The 16757-nt window shown below is 63.8% G+C and carries 18 protein-coding genes and 1 tRNA gene; 4 read left to right on the plus strand and 15 right to left on the minus strand.

The annotated features are described in order from the left end of the window. Positions 1-67: 67 nt before the first annotated feature. From rnk to B015_RS0122950, 8 genes are all read right to left on the minus strand, one after another. Entirely contained in the window at positions 68-496 is a 429-nt protein-coding gene (gene rnk / locus B015_RS0122915) for a nucleoside diphosphate kinase regulator (RefSeq protein ID WP_040456356.1), read from the minus strand. Between the two features lie 352 nt (positions 497-848). Then, positions 849-1367: an RNA pyrophosphohydrolase gene (locus B015_RS0122920; RefSeq protein WP_018430085.1), complete on the minus strand. Its 519-nt coding sequence runs from the start codon at positions 1365-1367 to the stop codon at positions 849-851. A gap of 6 nt (positions 1368-1373) precedes the next feature. Continuing rightward, a complete protein-coding gene (locus tag B015_RS0122925; protein ID WP_157632814.1) occupies positions 1374-2525 on the minus strand; it encodes a divergent polysaccharide deacetylase family protein in 1152 nt (383 codons plus the stop codon). 129 nt (positions 2526-2654) lie between these two features. Continuing rightward, positions 2655-3983 (minus strand): S41 family peptidase, encoded by a 1329-nt coding sequence (locus B015_RS0122930; protein WP_018430087.1) that lies wholly within the window; start codon positions 3981-3983, stop codon positions 2655-2657. Then, the gene (locus B015_RS0122935; protein WP_018430088.1) at positions 3984-5303 is read right to left on the minus strand and encodes a murein hydrolase activator EnvC; all 1320 of its coding nucleotides are present in this window, start codon (positions 5301-5303) and stop codon (positions 3984-3986) included. It lies immediately after the preceding gene. A gap of 295 nt (positions 5304-5598) precedes the next feature. Then, positions 5599-6081, minus strand: a complete 483-nt coding sequence (gene rlmH, locus B015_RS0122940; RefSeq protein ID WP_018430089.1) for a 23S rRNA (pseudouridine(1915)-N(3))-methyltransferase RlmH — start codon at positions 6079-6081, stop codon at positions 5599-5601. Between the two features lie 17 nt (positions 6082-6098). Beyond that, a complete protein-coding gene (gene rsfS / locus B015_RS0122945) occupies positions 6099-6476 on the minus strand; it encodes a ribosome silencing factor (protein ID WP_018430090.1) in 378 nt (125 codons plus the stop codon). A gap of 167 nt (positions 6477-6643) precedes the next feature. After that, positions 6644-7894, minus strand: coding sequence for an MFS transporter (locus B015_RS0122950; protein ID WP_018430091.1), 1251 nt, complete (start codon positions 7892-7894; stop codon positions 6644-6646). A gap of 212 nt (positions 7895-8106) precedes the next feature. Here B015_RS0122950 and B015_RS0122955 point away from each other — a divergent pair, with 212 nt between their 5' ends. Then, the gene (locus B015_RS0122955) at positions 8107-8937 is read left to right on the plus strand and encodes an AraC family transcriptional regulator (RefSeq protein WP_026227622.1); all 831 of its coding nucleotides are present in this window, start codon (positions 8107-8109) and stop codon (positions 8935-8937) included. Between the two features lie 51 nt (positions 8938-8988). On the opposite strand, the gene B015_RS0122960 is transcribed toward B015_RS0122955, so the two are convergent. The 4 genes from B015_RS0122960 to obgE all read right to left on the minus strand — a co-directional run bounded on the left by B015_RS0122960 (position 8989) and on the right by obgE (position 13280). Next, positions 8989-9585 (minus strand): nicotinate-nucleotide adenylyltransferase, encoded by a 597-nt coding sequence (locus B015_RS0122960; protein WP_018430093.1) that lies wholly within the window; start codon positions 9583-9585, stop codon positions 8989-8991. Between the two features lie 218 nt (positions 9586-9803). Then, the gene (locus B015_RS0122970) at positions 9804-11084 is read right to left on the minus strand and encodes a glutamate-5-semialdehyde dehydrogenase (protein ID WP_018430094.1); all 1281 of its coding nucleotides are present in this window, start codon (positions 11082-11084) and stop codon (positions 9804-9806) included. A 4-nt stretch (positions 11085-11088) separates the two neighbouring features. Continuing rightward, positions 11089-12228 carry a glutamate 5-kinase gene (gene proB / locus B015_RS0122975; protein WP_085941132.1) on the minus strand — a complete coding sequence of 380 codons (1140 nt, stop codon included), beginning with the start codon at positions 12226-12228 and terminating at the stop codon, positions 11089-11091. Between the two features lie 14 nt (positions 12229-12242). Next, positions 12243-13280, minus strand: coding sequence for a GTPase ObgE (gene obgE, locus B015_RS0122980; protein WP_018430096.1), 1038 nt, complete (start codon positions 13278-13280; stop codon positions 12243-12245). Positions 13281-13400: 120 nt separating this feature from the next. Here obgE and B015_RS0122985 point away from each other — a divergent pair, with 120 nt between their 5' ends. Beyond that, positions 13401-14261 (plus strand): endonuclease/exonuclease/phosphatase family protein, encoded by an 861-nt coding sequence (locus tag B015_RS0122985; RefSeq protein ID WP_018430097.1) that lies wholly within the window; start codon positions 13401-13403, stop codon positions 14259-14261. 66 nt (positions 14262-14327) lie between these two features. Here B015_RS0122985 and B015_RS0122990 read toward each other — a convergent pair whose 3' ends face one another. The 3 genes from B015_RS0122990 to rplU form a co-directional block, all read right to left on the minus strand. Further along, the gene (locus tag B015_RS0122990; RefSeq protein ID WP_018430098.1) at positions 14328-14918 is read right to left on the minus strand and encodes a GNAT family N-acetyltransferase; all 591 of its coding nucleotides are present in this window, start codon (positions 14916-14918) and stop codon (positions 14328-14330) included. A 118-nt stretch (positions 14919-15036) separates the two neighbouring features. Next, complete coding sequence (rpmA, locus tag B015_RS0122995; RefSeq protein WP_018430099.1) at positions 15037-15306, minus strand: 50S ribosomal protein L27; 270 nt, start codon at positions 15304-15306, stop codon at positions 15037-15039. 24 nt (positions 15307-15330) lie between these two features. Then, on the minus strand, positions 15331-15762 hold the full coding sequence (gene rplU, locus B015_RS0123000; protein WP_018430100.1) for a 50S ribosomal protein L21: 432 nt from the start codon (positions 15760-15762) through the stop codon (positions 15331-15333). 333 nt (positions 15763-16095) lie between these two features. Here rplU and B015_RS33410 point away from each other — a divergent pair, with 333 nt between their 5' ends. Next, positions 16096-16383 (plus strand): hypothetical protein, encoded by a 288-nt coding sequence (locus B015_RS33410; RefSeq protein WP_157632815.1) that lies wholly within the window; start codon positions 16096-16098, stop codon positions 16381-16383. A gap of 17 nt (positions 16384-16400) precedes the next feature. Then, a tRNA-Ser gene (locus tag B015_RS0123005) sits at positions 16401-16490 on the plus strand. Positions 16491-16757: the final 267 nt, after the last annotated feature.

A 16757-nucleotide genomic window follows, 5' to 3' on the forward strand; every position in this document is an offset into this window, starting at 1 on the left:
TCCACGGGCGCGGGCCTCTGCCCGGCACCGGCACGGTCGACATCTGGCTTGATGAACTAACTTTGCTTCAGTTGGCGCCTTCGAGCGGCGCCTCGACGGCGACGATCTCGAATTCGAGACGGCGGCCGTCACGCGAGGTCCAGGCAACAGACTGGCCTTCGCGCAGGCCGATCAGGGCAGCGCCAACAGGCGTCAGGATAGACACCTTGCCCTCGGCGATGTCGGCCTTGCCGGGATAGACCAGCGTCACCGTCTTGACCTCACCGTCGCCGCTGCGGAATGTAACCTTCGAGCCCATGCGGATAACCGTGGCAGGCATGCGGCTCAGCGGCGCAACCTTGGCGCGGTCCATCTCGGACAGCAGTTCCTCGGCAATCTCGGGCATCCTGTCTAGGCTGGACTCGGCGAGGCCGGTCAGCCTGGCGTAGTCGTTTTCGCTCACCACGATGTTGTGCTCGCGGCGCTGCTTGATGTTCTGGCGCAATGCAGACCCCATGAAATTCGTCCGGCCAGCGCTCCCCGCGGGATGCGCGCCACCGGTCATCCGCCAAGGCGGATGCGTGCTTGTATTAAGCCGAACCGCAAAGCGGCCCGGTGCTCATGATCTTATGCGTTGGAGAATGGGCCCCAGGGGCTCGGCAGTCGCATGGCGACCGAGCCGGGGCTAGGATCCCGCGATGGGGCAGACCCGAAACAGGGCAAAGCTGCCGATGTGAGCGAAATTGCACATCGCCAGAGGGTTGCCGACGCGGCGCTGCTTGTCAAGGGCGGCGCTTGGTCGCCACCCCAGGCAGGAGAAATTGTGATTTTCTGTCAGGCAGTTACGCAAATGGAGAGCGCGCCAGCCATCAAGGCGCGAGATGCAGGAAGGCCGAGACGACCTCCTCATACACCGAGCGCTTGAACGGCACGATCAGCTCCGGCAGCTCGCTCATCGGCTTCCAGGCCCAGCGATCGAACTCGGCCGAATGACCGCCGGGAGGCGGGTCGATGGCGATCTCGTTCTCGTCGCCGTCGAAGCGGAAGGCGAACCATTTTTGCGTCTGACCGCGATACTTGCCCTTGAGCGCGACGCCGATGAGATGCTCCGGCAAATCGTAGTTGATCCATTGAGGCGCCTCCGCCAGCAGCGATACGCTGCGCATGCCGGTCTCTTCGTAGAGCTCGCGCATGGCCGCCGGATAGGGCTCCTCGCCCTTGTCGATGCCGCCCTGCGGCATCTGCCAGAGCTTGTCGGTGTTGGACAGCTCGCTGTCAGGTTCGGCAATGCGGCGGCCGGCCCAGACCAGTCCTTTCGCGTTCAGCACCATGATGCCGACGCAGGGGCGGTAGGGCAGATCCTCTGCTGCGATCTTCTTTTTCGACATCGACCGTTATCCTCTTTCGGGGTCGCTCGCGACGGCCGAGATCGGCACGATCTCGATGCCGCGCTTGCGCGCTTCGCTTGCCCATGCTGCCACCGCATCGACGGTCACGTCGAAGGCATTGCCGGTGCCGATGGCAAATCCCTTGGCGCGCGCAGTGCGTTCCAGTTCGTCCAGCTTGTCGAGAATGGCGCCGCGATCCTGCACGGCGTCGATCGCCGCGTCGGCCGCAGCAAAGGGCACACCGTTCTTCAGCGCCAGTTCCGGCGCCACGCTTCGGGCCGAGGAACCGTCATCGACATAGCCGAGGCCGCGCTTGCCGAGTTCCGTCATGAGTACGCCCATCGCCTCCGGATCGGCCGAGAAGCGCGCACCCATGTAGTTCATCACGGCAGTGTAGTTGGTCGTCCGCGACAGCACCCAGCGCAACCTGTCGAGGTTCTTGTCGCCGGCGTCGATGGTCAGCGTGTTGCGGCCGGGGTTGACGTTCGGAAAATCGAACGGCTCGAGCGGCACCTGCATGACGATTTCGTGGCCCTCGCGCCGCGCCGCCTGCATCCAGCGGCCAAGGCTGTTGCCCTGCGGCGCAAAGCCGAGTGTGATTTCGGGCGGCAGCTTTGCGATCGCCGCCTGCGTACCGGTCTGCGAGATGCCGAGGCCGCCGATAACAACCGCCACGCGCGCGCCACGCGCACCCGACCAGGCGCGGGCATAGACGTCGAACGGCCGGCGCCCGTCGGCGGAACGGGCAGGCAGCGGTCCATCGGCGCTGTCTTCGATCAAAGCCGTCTCGGGAAGATGGGCGATACGCTCGTTCTGGCCAACTGCCGAGGGGTCGCGGATCACCACCACGCCGCTGCCATCGGTCGGCGGATTGACGCGGATGATCGACGGACCGCCATTTTGAGTCGTCGCAGGTTTAGGCTTGGGCGCAGCTTGAACCGGCGCTTCGGCCACCACTTCGGGTTTGGTGACGACAGGCACTTCCGGCACGCGAAACGGCTTGTCACGCAAGGCAATCGCCGCAGAGCCGCCAACCACTGCGAGCACGCAAAGGCCTGCCAGCACCGCCCTCTTGCTCAGCCATGACGGCTTGCCGCCGCCTTTGCGGCGAGGCGGCTGCCCGAGCGGGCGGTCGATTTCCTTGTCGATCTGCACCAAGCCGTGCCCTGCTCTTGTGCGTCCTGCAGGACGCACCGCGCTCCACGCCAATCCCCGAATCAAACTGCCGGAACCTTGCGGTCCCGGCAGCATTGCATTGCCTTGTCCTTCAGACCAGCGTTGCCGGCCTTACTGGTTGTTCATCACCGCCTTGTCAGGATTCGGCGGGAACGCCGGATCGGTCTTGGTGCCGCGGAGCAGTTCCAGCGCATACTGCAACTGGATATCGTCCTTCGGCTCCGGCGGCACGTAGGCCGACGAACCCGACCCCTGGTCGTTCTCTTCCGCGCCCTTGATGTGGCCCTTGAGCTCGGACTCGCCCCGGGTGACATCGCGCCCCTGGAGATCGGCAGGCAGCGGCTGGTCGACCTTGATGTCGGGTGTGATGCCCTTGCCCTGGATCGACTTGCCCGACGGCGTGTAATAGAGCGCCGTCGTCAGCCGCAGCGCGCCGTTCTCGGCCAGCGGGATGATCGTCTGCACCGAGCCCTTGCCGAAGGACTGCGTGCCCACCACCGTCGCACGGCGGTGATCCTGCAGCGCACCGGCCACGATTTCCGACGCGCTCGCCGAACCGCCGTTGATCAGCACGATCAGCGGATCGCCGTCGATCTCGTCGCCCGGACGGGCGTCGAAGCGGGTGATGTCCTTGGGGTCGCGGCCACGGGTCGACACGACCTCGCCGCGATCCAGGAACGTGTCGGACACGCTCACTGCCTGGTCGAGCAGACCACCCGGATTGAGACGCAGGTCGAGTACGAAGCCCTTGAGCTTGTCCTTGGGGATCTGCTTCTTGATCTGCAGGATCGCGTCATGCAGGTCGTCATAGGTCTTCTCGGTGAACGAGGTGATCTTCATGTAGCCGACGTCGTTTTCGACCCGGTACTTCACCGCCTTGACCTTGATGACGTCGCGCGTGATGGTCAGGTCGATCGGCTTGTCGGCGCCTTTGCGCAGAATGGTCAGCTTGATCGGCGTATTGACCAGGCCGCGCATCTTCTCGACCGCGTCGTTCAACGTCATGCCGCGAACTTCGTCGCCATCGATCTTGGAGATGTAATCGCCGGCCAGAACGCCGGCCTTGGCAGCGGGCGTGTCGTCGATCGGGGTGATGACCTTGACCAGTTCGTTCTCCATCGTCACCTCGATGCCGAGGCCGCCGAACTCACCCTTGGTCTGGACGCGCATGTCCTTGGCGGCTTCCGCGTTGAGATAGGACGAGTGCGGATCGAGCGAGGTCAGCATGCCGTTGATGGCATTCTCGATCAGCGACTTCTCATCCGGCGGGGTCACATACTGGCCGCGCACACGCTCGAAGATGTCTCCGAAAATGGCCAGCTGGCGATAGGTTTCCGAACCTGCCGCATTCGCCGCCGAACCCGGTGCGCCATACACAAGGCTCATTGCGGAGGCGCCCATCAGCGCCCCGGCAAGCAGAAGCGACAGTTTACGCATCATTTATGTCCTTCCAGAGGTGCGGTCCGCCCACCACGGGGCCGGATCGACGGGTTTTCCATCCTTGCGGAACTCTACATAAAGTTCCGGCGTCGAATTTGCATTTTCCGAAGCCGTGGTGCTCGCCACCCTGGCCTCTCCCATCGCACCGATCGGCTCCCCTGCAAGCACGGACTGCCCCGGCGCGACGCTGATTCTACTCATCCCCGCCAAGACGACATGATAGCCGTCGCCTGCGTTGAGGATCAAGAGTTGACCATAGGAGCGGAAAGGCCCCGCATAAAGAACACTTCCATCCGCCGGAGCGGTGACGATGGCTCCCGATTGTGTCGCAACCATGTCCCCGAGCATGGTGCCGCCATTGCCATCGGCGGTGCCGTACTGGCGCTTGATACGGCCGGCCACCGGCAGCGCGACCTGCCCCTGGAGCAGCGAAAACGGAGCGGAAGCAATGAGTTGGTTGGCTTCTGGAACCGCTGCGACGACCGGCTCGTCGGCCTGCCTGGCTGCGGCTTCCGCAGCCTTTCGGGCGGCCTGTTCGTCCGCTGCTTTCTTCGCCGCCTGCCTGTCGAGCGAGGCGATCAAATCTTTGAGACTTTCGGCGCGCGCCGCAAGTTCGGCCGCCCGCTTGGTTTCGTCGGCAAGCGCTGTCTCGGATTCCGTGCGCAGCCTGTCCTTGGCAGCGAGCAGAAGGTTCAGCCGTTCCTTCTCCGTGGCTTGCTCGGTAACGGCCGCCTTCAGCCGGTCGCGCTCGGTCTCGATGGAGGTGACAACCCGCGTCAGTTCCTTGAGATCGGTCATCAGGATCTCGGTTTCCGAACGCAGTTCCGGCACCACCGCCCCGAGCAGGATGGCACTGCGCACCGATGACAATGCGTCCTCGGGCTTGACCAGGATCGCCGGCGGCGGATTGAGCCCCATGCGCTGGAGCGCGCCCAGCACCTCCGCCAAGACGCCTCGGCGCATGGCGAGAGAACTGCGGATGCCTGATTCCTGTTCCTTCAGCCCTTCGAGCTTGCCGGCGATGTCCTCGATGTCCTGGGCGAGCTTGCGCTCGGTCTTGGCCGACTGGATCAGCGCCGCAGTGATCGAGGCATGATCCTTCTTCACTTGGGCGATGTCAGCGGCGAGGCGCTCACGGCGCTCGGCCGAAACCTGGATATCGCGGGCGACGGTCTCGTATTCGGATTGTGTCAGTTCCGGATCGGGCGTCGGCTGCGTTTCCTGGGCCAGCGCGCCCCCGCAGGCAAGCGCAAGCAGACCCGCCGCGGCTATGCCGCGGCATGGCCAAAGCCACGCCTTCAGGGGGGAGATGTGCGCCATCAGATGATCCGGTTGTGCATCGGCGACCTTAGCGGCGGCATCGTTAACGAACCATCAACCATAGTGCCGTCGCGAGGGCCGCCCGGATCGTCGGTGCTGCGCCTTTTTGTCGAATTTCGGGCCGCGCGGCCCTTCCGCTGCGGCAGCGCCCGTTGTGCATCGGCGACCTTAGCGGCGGCATCGTTAACGAACCATCAACCATAGTGCCGTCGCGAGGGCCGCCCGGATCGTCGGTGCTGCGCCTTTTTGTCGAATTTCGGGCCGCGCGGCCCTTCCGCTGCGGCAGCGCCCGATGTCATGCCCGATGGTAGGGATGCCCCGAAAGGATCGTCGAAGCGCGATAGAGCTGCTCGCCCAGCATGATGCGGACCATCTGGTGCGGCCAGGTGGCGGCACCGAAAGAGATCAGCAGCTGAGCCTCGTTGCGCAGTGCCTCGTCATGGCCGTCAGGACCGCCGATGGCGATCATCAGCCCACGCTGGCCACCATCGCGCATTGCGGCGACCTTGTCGGAAAACTGTTGGGAGGAAAGGTTCTTGCCGCGTTCGTCGAGCAGGATGAGCGCCGTGCCGGGCGCGAGCTGCGCCCTCAGCCTGTCCCCTTCCTCGCGCCGCCGCTCATCGACATCGCGGGCGCGACTTTCGGCAATCTCGGTAACGCCGCCGAAGTCCAGCCCCAACGGCCCTCCGCTCTTGGCGAAACGGTCGAGATAGCGGTCGGCAAGTTCCTTCTCGGGGCCGGATTTCATCCGGCCCACGGCATGTATCCAGACCTTCATCCTCTAGGTCGAACGGTTCAGTGAACCGTTTCTTCCTCGAGATCCGGTGTCTGCCACATCTTCTCGATGTTGTAGAACTCGCGGATTTCGGGGCGGAAGACGTGGACGATGATATCGCCTGAATCGATCAGCACCCAGTCGGCGCCCGACAGCCCCTCGACGCGGGCATTGCCGAGACCGGCATCCTTCAGCGCCTTGAGGAGATGATCGGCAACCGCTGCGACATGACGATGCGAACGACCCGAGGCGATGACCATGTGGTCGCCCAGGCTCGATTTGCCCCTGATGTCGATGGAGACGATTTCTTCGGCCTTGGAGTCTTCCAGACTGGCAAGGACCGTCTTGAGGGCGCGGGCAACGGCGTCGAATTCGCCTATCCCGGCCGGCGAAGGCATGACTTCCGCCTTCTTCCGTAGTGCTGTTCTCAGTGTCTTTCCTTTCCGACAAGAACAACCAAATCACCCAGGACTCGGGTGACATCATTTAGATAGGCAGAGTTGGGCGACAGTTTCAAGACAAGGCCCGCCAAACACCTGCCAATGGCGGCTTATTGCTGCGCCGGCTAGGGTTCGATCGACGGCGGAACCTGTGCCGCCCTCGGCGAGAATGCCCCGGTCTCATCAGCCGGAACAGCCCGAACCCTGCGCAACCGCCAGAGTACGAACAGCGTGTAGGCGGCGGCAATGACGATTGCAACATACATGAAGGCCTGGGTGCCGTAGATGGCCGTCAGTATGGTGCCGAGTCCGGGAACGATGAAGCCGGACAGCGACCAGGCAAACAGCATGCTGCTCGACAAGGCGACGAGATCGTCCTTGTGAGCGCGGTCGCTGGCATGCGCGCTCGACAGCGAATAGATCGACTCGCTTGCCCCGCTCCACACGACATAGATCGCAACCATGATCGGCAGCGCACTGCCGTCGAACCGGCCGGCAGCAAGGCCGGCAACGACCACGAGTAACCCTGCCGCCACAAGCACATATCGCCGGTCGGTACGATCGGAAATCCAGCCAAACGGAATCTGGAACAGAAGCGTGCCGAGCGGCATTGCAAACAAGAGCGTTGCAACCTGCTGCTGGGTGAAGCCGCTAGCCGTCGCATGGATCGGGGCAAAGCCGGCGATCATCATCGACAGGCCGCCGACGGCGAGCATGCCGGCGACGCCGACAGGCGAGATGCGCCACGCACGCACCAACGCCACCGACGCGGCCAGCGGCGGCAACGGCTGGCGCAGGCGGGTCAGGCCTACGGGCAGGATGGAGATGGCGGCGAAGGCGACGCAGAGCAGTGGGGCCTGCGCAGTTGCGATGTCGACGAAACGGAGGAGAAACGACCCGACGCCGAGGCCGACGACATAGGCGACGTAGAAGATCGCCATGACCCGGCCGCGGATGTCGTTGCCCACCGCATCGTTGAGCCAGCTTTGGGAAACGATGAACAGACCGCAGATGGCGAAGCCATAGAGCACACGCGCCGCGATCCAGATGAGCGGGAAGGTGCCGGCCGCAACCGCGACGTTCGAGAGCACGATGAGGGCGGAAAACACCATGTAGGCGCGCGCATGGCCGACCCGGCGGACCAGCATTCCGGTGAGCAGACAGCCGGCTAGTCCGCCGGCCGAAAGGCCGGTCAGCATCGTGCCCGCCCAGGCCGGCGCATAGCCGGACGCACCGAGGCTGACGGGGATGTAACCAAACATCAGGCCGTTGCCGACGGCGACCAGCGCCATGGCCAGGATCACGCCGGCGACGGCGATCGCCGGCGTTCGCTCGCCCTCGTCGCCTGCTGCTGCCGCATCGTCTCGCTTGTTCATGCGCCAGTGTCGCCAGATCGGAGCTTTTCCACGGCTGCAATTGCGACATGTACCGTGCTGGATTGCCAAATTGCCCGCGCTGGCTCAAACGCGCGGCCGATGCATTTCCGGGCATGGCTTTTCGTGCGAAACACCGCCCCGGCAGCAAGCGCGATCAAATGGGCCGTCCCGCAAGCAGGCATATCGGGAGCGTCCTCATGCCGGAAACAACGATGACCCCTGTTCAGAAAGCCATCTGGTACATCGAGAGCCACTACTTCAAGGACATAGGGCTCGACGACATCGCCACGGCTGGCGGGGTCTCGCGTTTCCACATGTCACGCGCCTTCGCCGCCGCCACCGGCCATTCGGTCATGGGCTATATCAGGGCCCGTCGCCTGATGGATGCGGCGCACGCGCTGGCCAAAGGCGCACCTGACATCCTCGCTGTCGCCATCGACTCCGGCTACGGCTCGCATGAGGCATTCACCAGGGCCTTTCGCGACCGCTTCGGGCAGACCCCCGAGGAGGTGCGTGCCAATGGCTCCGTTTCACAGACCCGATGCCTGGAGCTTCTCAAGATGGACGACACCTTCGTCGAAAACCTGGCCCCGCCGCGCTTTGTCGATGGCGGCCCCTTGCTCATCGCCGGCTTCGGCGATCGCTACACAAGCGAGACCAGTCTCGCGATTCCATCGCTCTGGCAGCGCTTCGGCCCTCATTTCGGCAGCGTGCCGGGCCAGAAGAACTGTTTCGGATATGGTGTTTGCTGCAATTTCGACGACGACAGTTTCGAATACATCGCGGGCGTCGAGGTTGAGAGTTTTGCGGATCTGACGCCAGAATTCACGCGTCTTCGCATACCGCCACAGCGCTATGCCGTATTCGCCACCACCGACCATATTTCGATGATCCGGCGCATCATCCACACGGTGTGGTGCAAGTGGCTGCCGGCTTCCGGGCACGAAGCCGCCGACGGCCCCAATTTTGAATTCTATCCGGAGAGCTTTGACGCGGCGACAGGCTATGGCGGCTACGAAATCTGGATCCCGATCAAGAGCTAAGTCAGTCCGGGAAAAGTGCATCGCACCATCCGCCTGGAGTTGCATGAACCTCTAGGACTTGTCCTTGGCGGTCCCGTTCCTGAGCGCCGTGGACGACAGCAGGGAACGCGGCCCGTGGATGAAGGTCCAGGCAGGGGCCTTCATCCGCGCCAGCAACGGCGCATCGCCCTCATCCACCCGCGCATAGTCGAAGGTCTTGGCAACCACCGACGACAGGAACGACAGCGTCGCCCCCGGCCGGTCGATGACGGCAATCGGGAAGGTCATGACGATCTGCCGCCAGCGCTGCCAGCGATGGAAATCGCGGAGATTGTCTGCCCCCATGATCCAGACGAAATCGACACCCGGATTGCGCGCCTTGATCAGCGCCAGCGTGTCGGCGGTGTAGCGCACATTATAACTCGCCTCGAAAGCGGTCACCTTGATGCGCGGGTCCTTGGCAACCGCCTCGGACAGCTCGATGCGCCTGGCCAGAGGCGCCAGCTCGCGCGTGCTCTTCAACGGATTGCCTGGCGTGACCATCCACCACAGCTGGTCGAGCTGCAGGCGGCGCATGGCGATCTCGGCAACGAGCCCATGGCCAGCGTGAGGCGGATTGAACGACCCGCCGAACAGCCCGACCTGCATGCCTTTCATGGCATGCGGCATACGGAGGTATTTTTGGGAAATTGGCGAATCCAGTGGGGAGAGCATGGTGCTAGGCGCCCCCCTCTGCCGGCAGCGTGGCTGTTACCTCAGCAACATCCACGCCAAAGTTTGGCGAAAGCAGGTATGTCAACAAATCTCCTCCCTTGAGGGGGAGATGCCCGGCAGGGCAGAGGGGGGTGATTGCGCGCAAAGCCGTCACACCAGCCCGATATGCCTGATCACGGCCTGAGCTGTCCGTTGCCGCGCACGCGATACTTGAAAGAGGTCAACTGCTCCACTCCGACCGGGCCACGGGCGTGCATCTTGCCAGTGGCGATGCCGATCTCGGCGCCCATACCGAACTCACCGCCGTCGGCGAACTGGGTCGAGGCGTTGTGCAGCAGGATCGCCGAGTCGATCTCGTTGAAGAAGCGCTCCACTACCTTGGCATCCTCGGCGACGATTGCCTCGGTGTGGTGCGAGGAGAATGTCTCGATATGCTCGATGGCGCCCGAGATGCCGTCGACCAGCTTGGCCGAGATGATGGCGTCGAGATATTCCGTCGACCAGTCGGCATCGGTCGCAGCCTGTGCGTCGGCAAAAGCGGCGAGCACGTCTTCGTCGGCGTGGATTTCGCAACCTGCCGCCCGCAGCGCTTCCAGCACTGGCACCAGGTGGGTCGAGGCGACCGCGCGGTCGACCAGCAGCGTCTCGGCAGCACCGCAGATGCCTGTGCGGCGCATCTTGGCGTTGACTGCGATCGCCACCGCCATGTCGAGCTTGGCCGACTTGTCGATGTAGAGATGGCAGATGCCCTCGAGATGGGCGAATACAGGTACCCGCGCCTCCGTCTGCACGCGCTCGACAAGGCTCTTGCCGCCGCGCGGCACGATCACGTCGATGTTGCCCGACAGGCCCTTGAGCATTTCGCCGACGGCGGCGCGGTCGGCCACAGGCACCAGCTGGATCGCATCCTCGGGCAGGTTGGCCGACTTCAGGCCCTCGACGAGACAGGCATGGATCGCCAGCGACGAATTGAGCGAATCCGAACCGCCACGAAGGATCACCGCGTTGCCGGCCTTGAGGCACAGCGCGCCGGCATCCGCCGTCACATTGGGGCGGCTTTCATAGATCACGCCGATGACGCCAAGCGGCGTGCGCACGCGCTCGATATGCAGGCCGTTGGGGCGATCCCATTCGGCGATGATTTCACCGACAGGATCCCTGAGATCGGCAATCGCCCGGATACCGTCAGCCATGTCGCGGATGCGGCCCGGCGTCAGCCTCAGGCGGTCCATGAACGAACCGCTGATGCCGGCTTCCTCGCCGTTCTTCACGTCGGTGGCGTTGGCGTCGAGAATTTCGTCCTGGCGGCGGAGGATGGCATCGGCCATGCCGATGAGCGCGGCATGTTTGCGCTCGGCGCTGGCAACGGCGAGTGGGCGCGCTGCAGTCCGGGCCTTGTGGCCGATCTCGGCCATCAGCCGCGCCGTATCCTGGCTCTCGTGCGCCTTCAGCATGTCCTCACCCTTCCGCCTGCACCACCGCGTCCGCATGGCTGACCACCAGATCATCGCGGTGGATCATCGCCGACCGCGCCTCGTAGCCGAGCACGGTCTCGATCTCGGTCGATTTCAGCCCAGCGATCCTTACGGCATCCGCAGCGTCATAGGCAACCAGTCCACGCGCGATCTCGCGGCCTTCTGGCGACAGGATCGCCACCGTGTCGCCGCGCGAAAAGTTGCCGCTGACCAGCTTCACCCCGGCGGGCAGCAACGACTTGCCCTGCAACAGGGCGCCCACTGCACCGGCATCGACGGTCAATCGGCCGGCCGGGTCGAGCTGGCCGGCGATCCAGGTCTTGTAGCCCTTCACCGGATTGCCGCTCGGGCGGAAATAGGTGGCACGCTCGCCACGTTCGATCGCCATCAGCGGCGACAGCCGCGTGCCGGCGGTGATGATCATCGCGGTGCCCGCGGCGGTGGCGATCTTGCCGGCATCGAGCTTGGTGCGCATGCCGCCGCGCGACAGCTCGGAAGCGGCAGCCCCCGCCATCGCCTCGATGTCGGGCGTGATACGATCGACGACCGGAATGAACTTGGCGTTCGGGTCATGTGCGGGAGGTGCGGTGTAGAGCCCGTCGATGTCGGAGAGCAGCACCAGAAGGTCGGCGCCCATCATCGTTGCGACGCGGGCCGCCAGGCGGTCGTTGTCGCCATAGCGGATTTCGGTGGTGGCGACCGTGTCGTTCTCGTTGATGACGGGCACGGCATTCATCTTGAGCAAAGTCGAGATCGTCGCCCGCGCATTGAGGTAGCGCCGGCGCTCCTCGGTATCGCCGAGCGTCACCAGGATCTGGCCCGACTTCAGCCCCTTGCGCCCGAGCGCGTCCGACCAGGCGCCGGCAAGCTCGATCTGCCCGACGGCCGCAGCCGCCTGGCTCTCCTCGAGCTTCAGCGCCCGCTTGCCAAGCCCCAGAATGGTACGACCGAGCGCGATGGCGCCCGACGAGACGACGAGCACGTCGGCTCCGGCCTCGGTCAGCGTCGCGATGTCGTCGGCCATCGAGGCCAGCCATTCGCGCTTGAGGCCGCTCGATCGGTCGACCAGCAACGCCGAGCCGATCTTGACGGTGATGCGCTTGTAGGTCCGCAGCGAAGGGATCGTCATTTCTAGGCCTACTTCGTCCAGCGTGCGTCGGAGGGGGCGACGTCGCCGCTTGCTTGGCGCGCTTCCTCGACGATGCTCATCAGTGCGCGCAGCGTCTCTTCGATGCCCTCGCGGGTAACGGCCGAAAGCAGGATCGGGGCGCGCCCAGCGGCGCGCTTCAGCGAAGCGACCTTCTTCTTGCGCGCATCGGGATCGAGCGTATCGACCTGCGACAGCGCCACGATCTCGATCTTGTCGGTCAACCCGTGGCCATAGGCTTCGAGCTCGCCGCGCACGATCTTGTAGGCCTTGCCCGGGTTCTCTTCCTGCGCCGAAACCAGATGCAGCAGCACCCGCGTCCGCTCGACGTGGCCGAGGAAGCGGTCACCGATGCCGACACCTTCATGCGCGCCCTCGATCAGGCCGGGAATGTCGGCGATGACGAATTCGCGGGCATCGATGCGGGCAACGCCCAGGCCCGGATGCAGCGTGGTGAAGGGATAGTCGGCGATCTTGGGCTTTGCCGCCGTGACCGAGGCGAGAAAGGTCGACTTGCCGGCATTGGGCAGGCCGACGAGACCAGCGTCGGCAATCAGCTTGAGCCTGAGCCAGACCCACATTTCCTGGCCTTCGAGGCCGGGATTTGCGCGGCGCGGCGCCTGGTTGGTCGAGGTCTTGAAATGCTGGTTGCCGAAGCCGCCATTGCCGCCCTTCGCCAGCAGGTAACGCTGGCCGACCTGAGTCAGGTCGCAGATCAGCGTCTCGTTGTCTTCTTCATAGACCTGCGTGCCAACAGGCACCTTGAGCGTGATGTCTGCCCCCTTGGCACCGGTCATGTTGCGGCCCATGCCGTGAATGCCGGTCTGCGCCTTGAAGTGCTGCTGATAACGATAGTCGATCAGCGTGTTCAGCCCGTCGACCACCTCCAGCCAGACGTCACCGCCACGGCCACCGTCGCCGCCATCAGGGCCGCCGAACTCGATGAATTTTTCGCGCCGGAACGACACAGCACCCGCGCCGCCGTTTCCGGAGCGGATGTAAACCTTGGCTTGATCGAGAAATTTCATCGCACTGTTCGTCTTCTATTGCTTATTTGGTTGTTGCGGCGCTTCTGCCATAACGCAAGGCGCAGCGAAGGGCGAGAGCGGATTGGCGCGGACGCCATGCGGCATAGGGAGACGAACCGGATGAAGCTGGTCACCTACAACACGCAATACGGCGTCGGCCGCGACGGGCGCTACGATCTCGAGCGCATTGCCAGCACCATCGACGGCGCCGACATCGTCGCGTTGCAGGAAGTGACCCGCAACTTCATGCGCAACAACATGGCCGATATGGTCGACGGGCTGGCAAAACTGCTGCCCGACTACTTCCATGTCTACGGCGTCGCCATGGACATCGACTTCGGCATGCTCGGCGACGATGGAAAGCCGGCAAACAAGCGCCTGCAATTCGGTAACATGGTGCTGTCGCGCTGGCCGATTGTGGCCTCGCGCAATCTGCTTCTGCCGCGCAGCCGGCGCATCAGCCGCGGCAACCTGCAGCGCTCGGCACTGGAAGCGCTTGTCATGGCGCCCTCCGGCCCGCTGCGCATCTATTCGGTACATGTCGACCATGTCAGTCAGGAGGAACGGATAGCGCAGATCCGTCACCTGAAAGAGCGGGTCTACGCCTTTGCAATGGAAGGCGGCGCCATAACAGGCGCTGCCGAATACGGTTTCCCCGAGCTCCCCAGCCCCGAGGAATTCGTGTTGATGGGCGACTTCAACATGGTACGGGGCTCTCCCGAGCACCTCATCATGACCGGCGCGCCCGATCCGGTGGAGGGTCCCCAGATCGTCGCCCATCACCCCGTAGACGCCTATGCGCTGGCGGGTGGCGTCCCGGACGGGTCGGCCTCCTGGAGCGACACGACCCATCCGGAAAAAACCCGCCTTATCGACTACGTCTTCGTCCAGGCCGACCTTGCGGCGAAGGTGACGTCCATCCGCATCGACATCGACGCGGACGGCTCCGATCACCAGCCGGTATGGGTCGAGCTGGCCTGAGCGCATGATCCGAAGTGCCACAGCGTCCCATGCGCGTCCGATTGGACGCGCAGCACTATGGACATCTCAGAAGCGCGCCCACGACCGGAGGCTCGCCCAGGTCTTGCGGTCGAGGCGATAGCGCTCGACCGGCACCTGGCCTGCGACGATCGAATTCACCATGCCTTGGCCGGCATACTGGAAGCCGCACTTGTGGATGACGCGTCGCGACGTCGGGTTGATGACCCGGCACGAGACGTTGAGCACATTGGTGTCGGTCGCGCGGAAAGCGAGATCGACCAGCGCATGCGCAGCCTCGGTGGCGTAGCCATGCTTCCAGTAGGGCTCGCCGATCCAGTAGCCGAGCTCGAGGCCACGGTCGGTGGCGTTGAGGCCGGCCGAACCGACGAAGGCGCCGCTGTCGGCAAGGGTGATCGCATAGACGACACCGCCGCCACGCTTGGCCCGTGCCATGGAAAGGAAGGCGCGAGCCTCGGCCTCGCCATAGGGGTGCGGCATGCGCGACAGCATTTCGGCAACGTGGCGGTTGTCGGCAAGCTGCACCAGTTCGGGGATGTCGTCCTCGTGCGGCGGTCGCAAAACCAGCCGCTCCGTCAGCAATATGGGGCAGTCTATCGACAGCCTTTCGTCTTCGTAGTCTTCCTTCTCGGCAACCATTTTTGTCCTCCAGGCAAAGAAAAAGGGGAGATGGCGACCCATCTCCCCTGATCCTTTTCCTGGCTTGGCCAGACACCGGTTCCCGAGATGGGGCGCCGGTGTTGTAGTGCGGAACCGGCTACTCCGCGGCCTTGAGCATCGGATTTACCGACACGTAGGTTCGGCCATTGGCTTTCTTGGCAAACGACACTGCACCTGCTTCGAGAGCAAAAAGGGTATGATCCTTGCCCATGCCGACGTTGACGCCGGGATGCCAGGTGGTGCCGCGTTGACGAATAATGATGTTGCCGGGAATCACTGCTTCCCCGCCGAACTTCTTCACGCCAAGGCGCTTCGACTCTGAATCGCGACCGTTGCGCGACGAACCGCCAGCTTTTTTATGTGCCATGGATGTTCTCCTTCAGTCGCTCTATTACTCTGATTCCGCGACGGCTGCAGCCTTTTTCGGCGCTGCCTTCTTCGCGGGCTTCTCAGCGGCTTCTTCAGCCGCAGCTTCGGTCTTCGCCGCTGCCTTCTTCGAAGGCTTGGCACCGCCCGTCAGGATCTCGGCGATCCGCACCGTGGTGAGGTGCTGGCGATGGCCGCGCTTGCGGCGCGAGTTCTGGCGACGACGCTTCTTGAAAGCGATGACGGTCGCGGCGCGACCCTGTTCCACCACTTCCGCCGTAACCACGGCGCCGGCCACGAAGGGCGCGCCGATCTCGGCCTTGTCGCCCTCGCCAACGGCGAGCACTTCGACGAATTCCACGGTCTCACCGGCTGCACCGGCGACCTTCTCGATCTTGATCACATCATTGGCGGCGACGCGGTACTGCTTGCCGCCCGTTTTGATGACTGCGAACATTTTATGCCTTTCGCTGTTCGGTCGGCCTTGTTGAACCACCTGGGCGGTCCGGGCCGTCTTTTTGTCAGTCGTTTCGGGTTCAAAAAACAAGCGGCGCAGAGAACCCTCCACGCCGAATGCAGGCGTCCCGTAACCGAAGGTTGCCGAGGAGTCAAGGCGAACACTCGCCAAAATGCCGCCATCCGGCCGCAACCGGGCATCACTGCCCGATGCAGGCGCAATGGGCGCGCCCAGGAAGACCACCTCAGATACAGCCGCCAGCAAGGCCAGACAACTGGCCGACGGCACGGGCGTCAGCCGCCGTCGATCCAGCGACGCCACAAGGAACACATCATGTTGTTGAAGCTGCGCGCCGCGCTTGTCGAAGGCAGGTCCGGTTTCGAGCCAAAAGGCACCGGGCTAAATCATCCGACTGTCACGCTCTTCCACCGGGAACGAGACCGAATTGCAGCCAGAACGTCGAACAACGCCCGCCCTGGCGCCATCGCGACGGCATTTTCGAGTGAACTGACGCAGCGTCCCGCTGGCAGATTCAAGCCGGCTGAAAAGATACGACATCGCAGCCATATTTGGCCTTGTGCGATGACCGATGAGCCGTTATCTAGTGCGCCGCGCCGGTAACGGCCGATCACATCCGCGGAGAGGTGGCAGAGTGGTCGAATGCACCGCACTCGAAATGCGGCATGGGTGCAAGCCCATCGGGGGTTCGAATCCCTCCCTCTCCGCCATTGTCTTTTTGACTCCATAAATAGCTGATTTTGCTGCGCTTCTTAGGAAGGTCGCGAAGCATGGTGCCCCACGGCGGTGCCCCAACAATCTGCAAACTGAAGCGCGAAGAGCCACCTAAGGGGGTTCGCGCGGGAGGTGGCGACGGACAAGGACGTGGCCCCCCAACCACGCATGGCGTCACCTCTTCAAGACACCGAGTCGTGAGGCAGGCATTGCGGATGCGTGCTTGATGCCATCTGCGGGGTGACGCTTAGGGCGCAGCAGGA

Source organism: Hoeflea sp. 108 (assembly GCF_000372965.1).
GTDB lineage: Bacteria > Pseudomonadota > Alphaproteobacteria > Rhizobiales > Rhizobiaceae > Aminobacter.

Excerpts from the sequence above, each read along its gene's own strand:
- B015_RS0122920 (WP_018430085.1), bottom strand. The coding sequence starts at position 1,367 with ATGTCGAAAAAGAAGATCGCAGCAGAGGATCTGCCCTACCGCCCCTGC.
- rnk (WP_040456356.1), bottom strand. The coding sequence starts at position 496 with ATGGGGTCTGCATTGCGCCAGAACATCAAGCAGCGCCGCGAGCACAAC.
- rplU (WP_018430100.1), bottom strand. The coding sequence starts at position 15,762 with ATGTTCGCAGTCATCAAAACGGGCGGCAAGCAGTACCGCGTCGCCGCC.
- B015_RS0122985 (WP_018430097.1), top strand. The coding sequence starts at position 13,401 with ATGAAGCTGGTCACCTACAACACGCAATACGGCGTCGGCCGCGACGGG.
- B015_RS0122950 (WP_018430091.1), bottom strand. The coding sequence starts at position 7,894 with ATGAACAAGCGAGACGATGCGGCAGCAGCAGGCGACGAGGGCGAGCGA.
- B015_RS33410 (WP_157632815.1), top strand. The coding sequence starts at position 16,096 with ATGTTGTTGAAGCTGCGCGCCGCGCTTGTCGAAGGCAGGTCCGGTTTC.
- rpmA (WP_018430099.1), bottom strand. The coding sequence starts at position 15,306 with ATGGCACATAAAAAAGCTGGCGGTTCGTCGCGCAACGGTCGCGATTCA.
- rsfS (WP_018430090.1), bottom strand. The coding sequence starts at position 6,476 with ATGCCTTCGCCGGCCGGGATAGGCGAATTCGACGCCGTTGCCCGCGCC.
- obgE (WP_018430096.1), bottom strand. The coding sequence starts at position 13,280 with ATGAAATTTCTCGATCAAGCCAAGGTTTACATCCGCTCCGGAAACGGC.
- B015_RS0122935 (WP_018430088.1), bottom strand. The coding sequence starts at position 5,303 with ATGGCGCACATCTCCCCCCTGAAGGCGTGGCTTTGGCCATGCCGCGGC.
- B015_RS0122990 (WP_018430098.1), bottom strand. The coding sequence starts at position 14,918 with ATGGTTGCCGAGAAGGAAGACTACGAAGACGAAAGGCTGTCGATAGAC.
- B015_RS0122930 (WP_018430087.1), bottom strand. The coding sequence starts at position 3,983 with ATGATGCGTAAACTGTCGCTTCTGCTTGCCGGGGCGCTGATGGGCGCC.
- B015_RS0122970 (WP_018430094.1), bottom strand. The coding sequence starts at position 11,084 with ATGCTGAAGGCGCACGAGAGCCAGGATACGGCGCGGCTGATGGCCGAG.
- B015_RS0122960 (WP_018430093.1), bottom strand. The coding sequence starts at position 9,585 with ATGCCGCATGCCATGAAAGGCATGCAGGTCGGGCTGTTCGGCGGGTCG.
- rlmH (WP_018430089.1), bottom strand. The coding sequence starts at position 6,081 with ATGAAGGTCTGGATACATGCCGTGGGCCGGATGAAATCCGGCCCCGAG.
- B015_RS0122955 (WP_026227622.1), top strand. The coding sequence starts at position 8,107 with ATGACCCCTGTTCAGAAAGCCATCTGGTACATCGAGAGCCACTACTTC.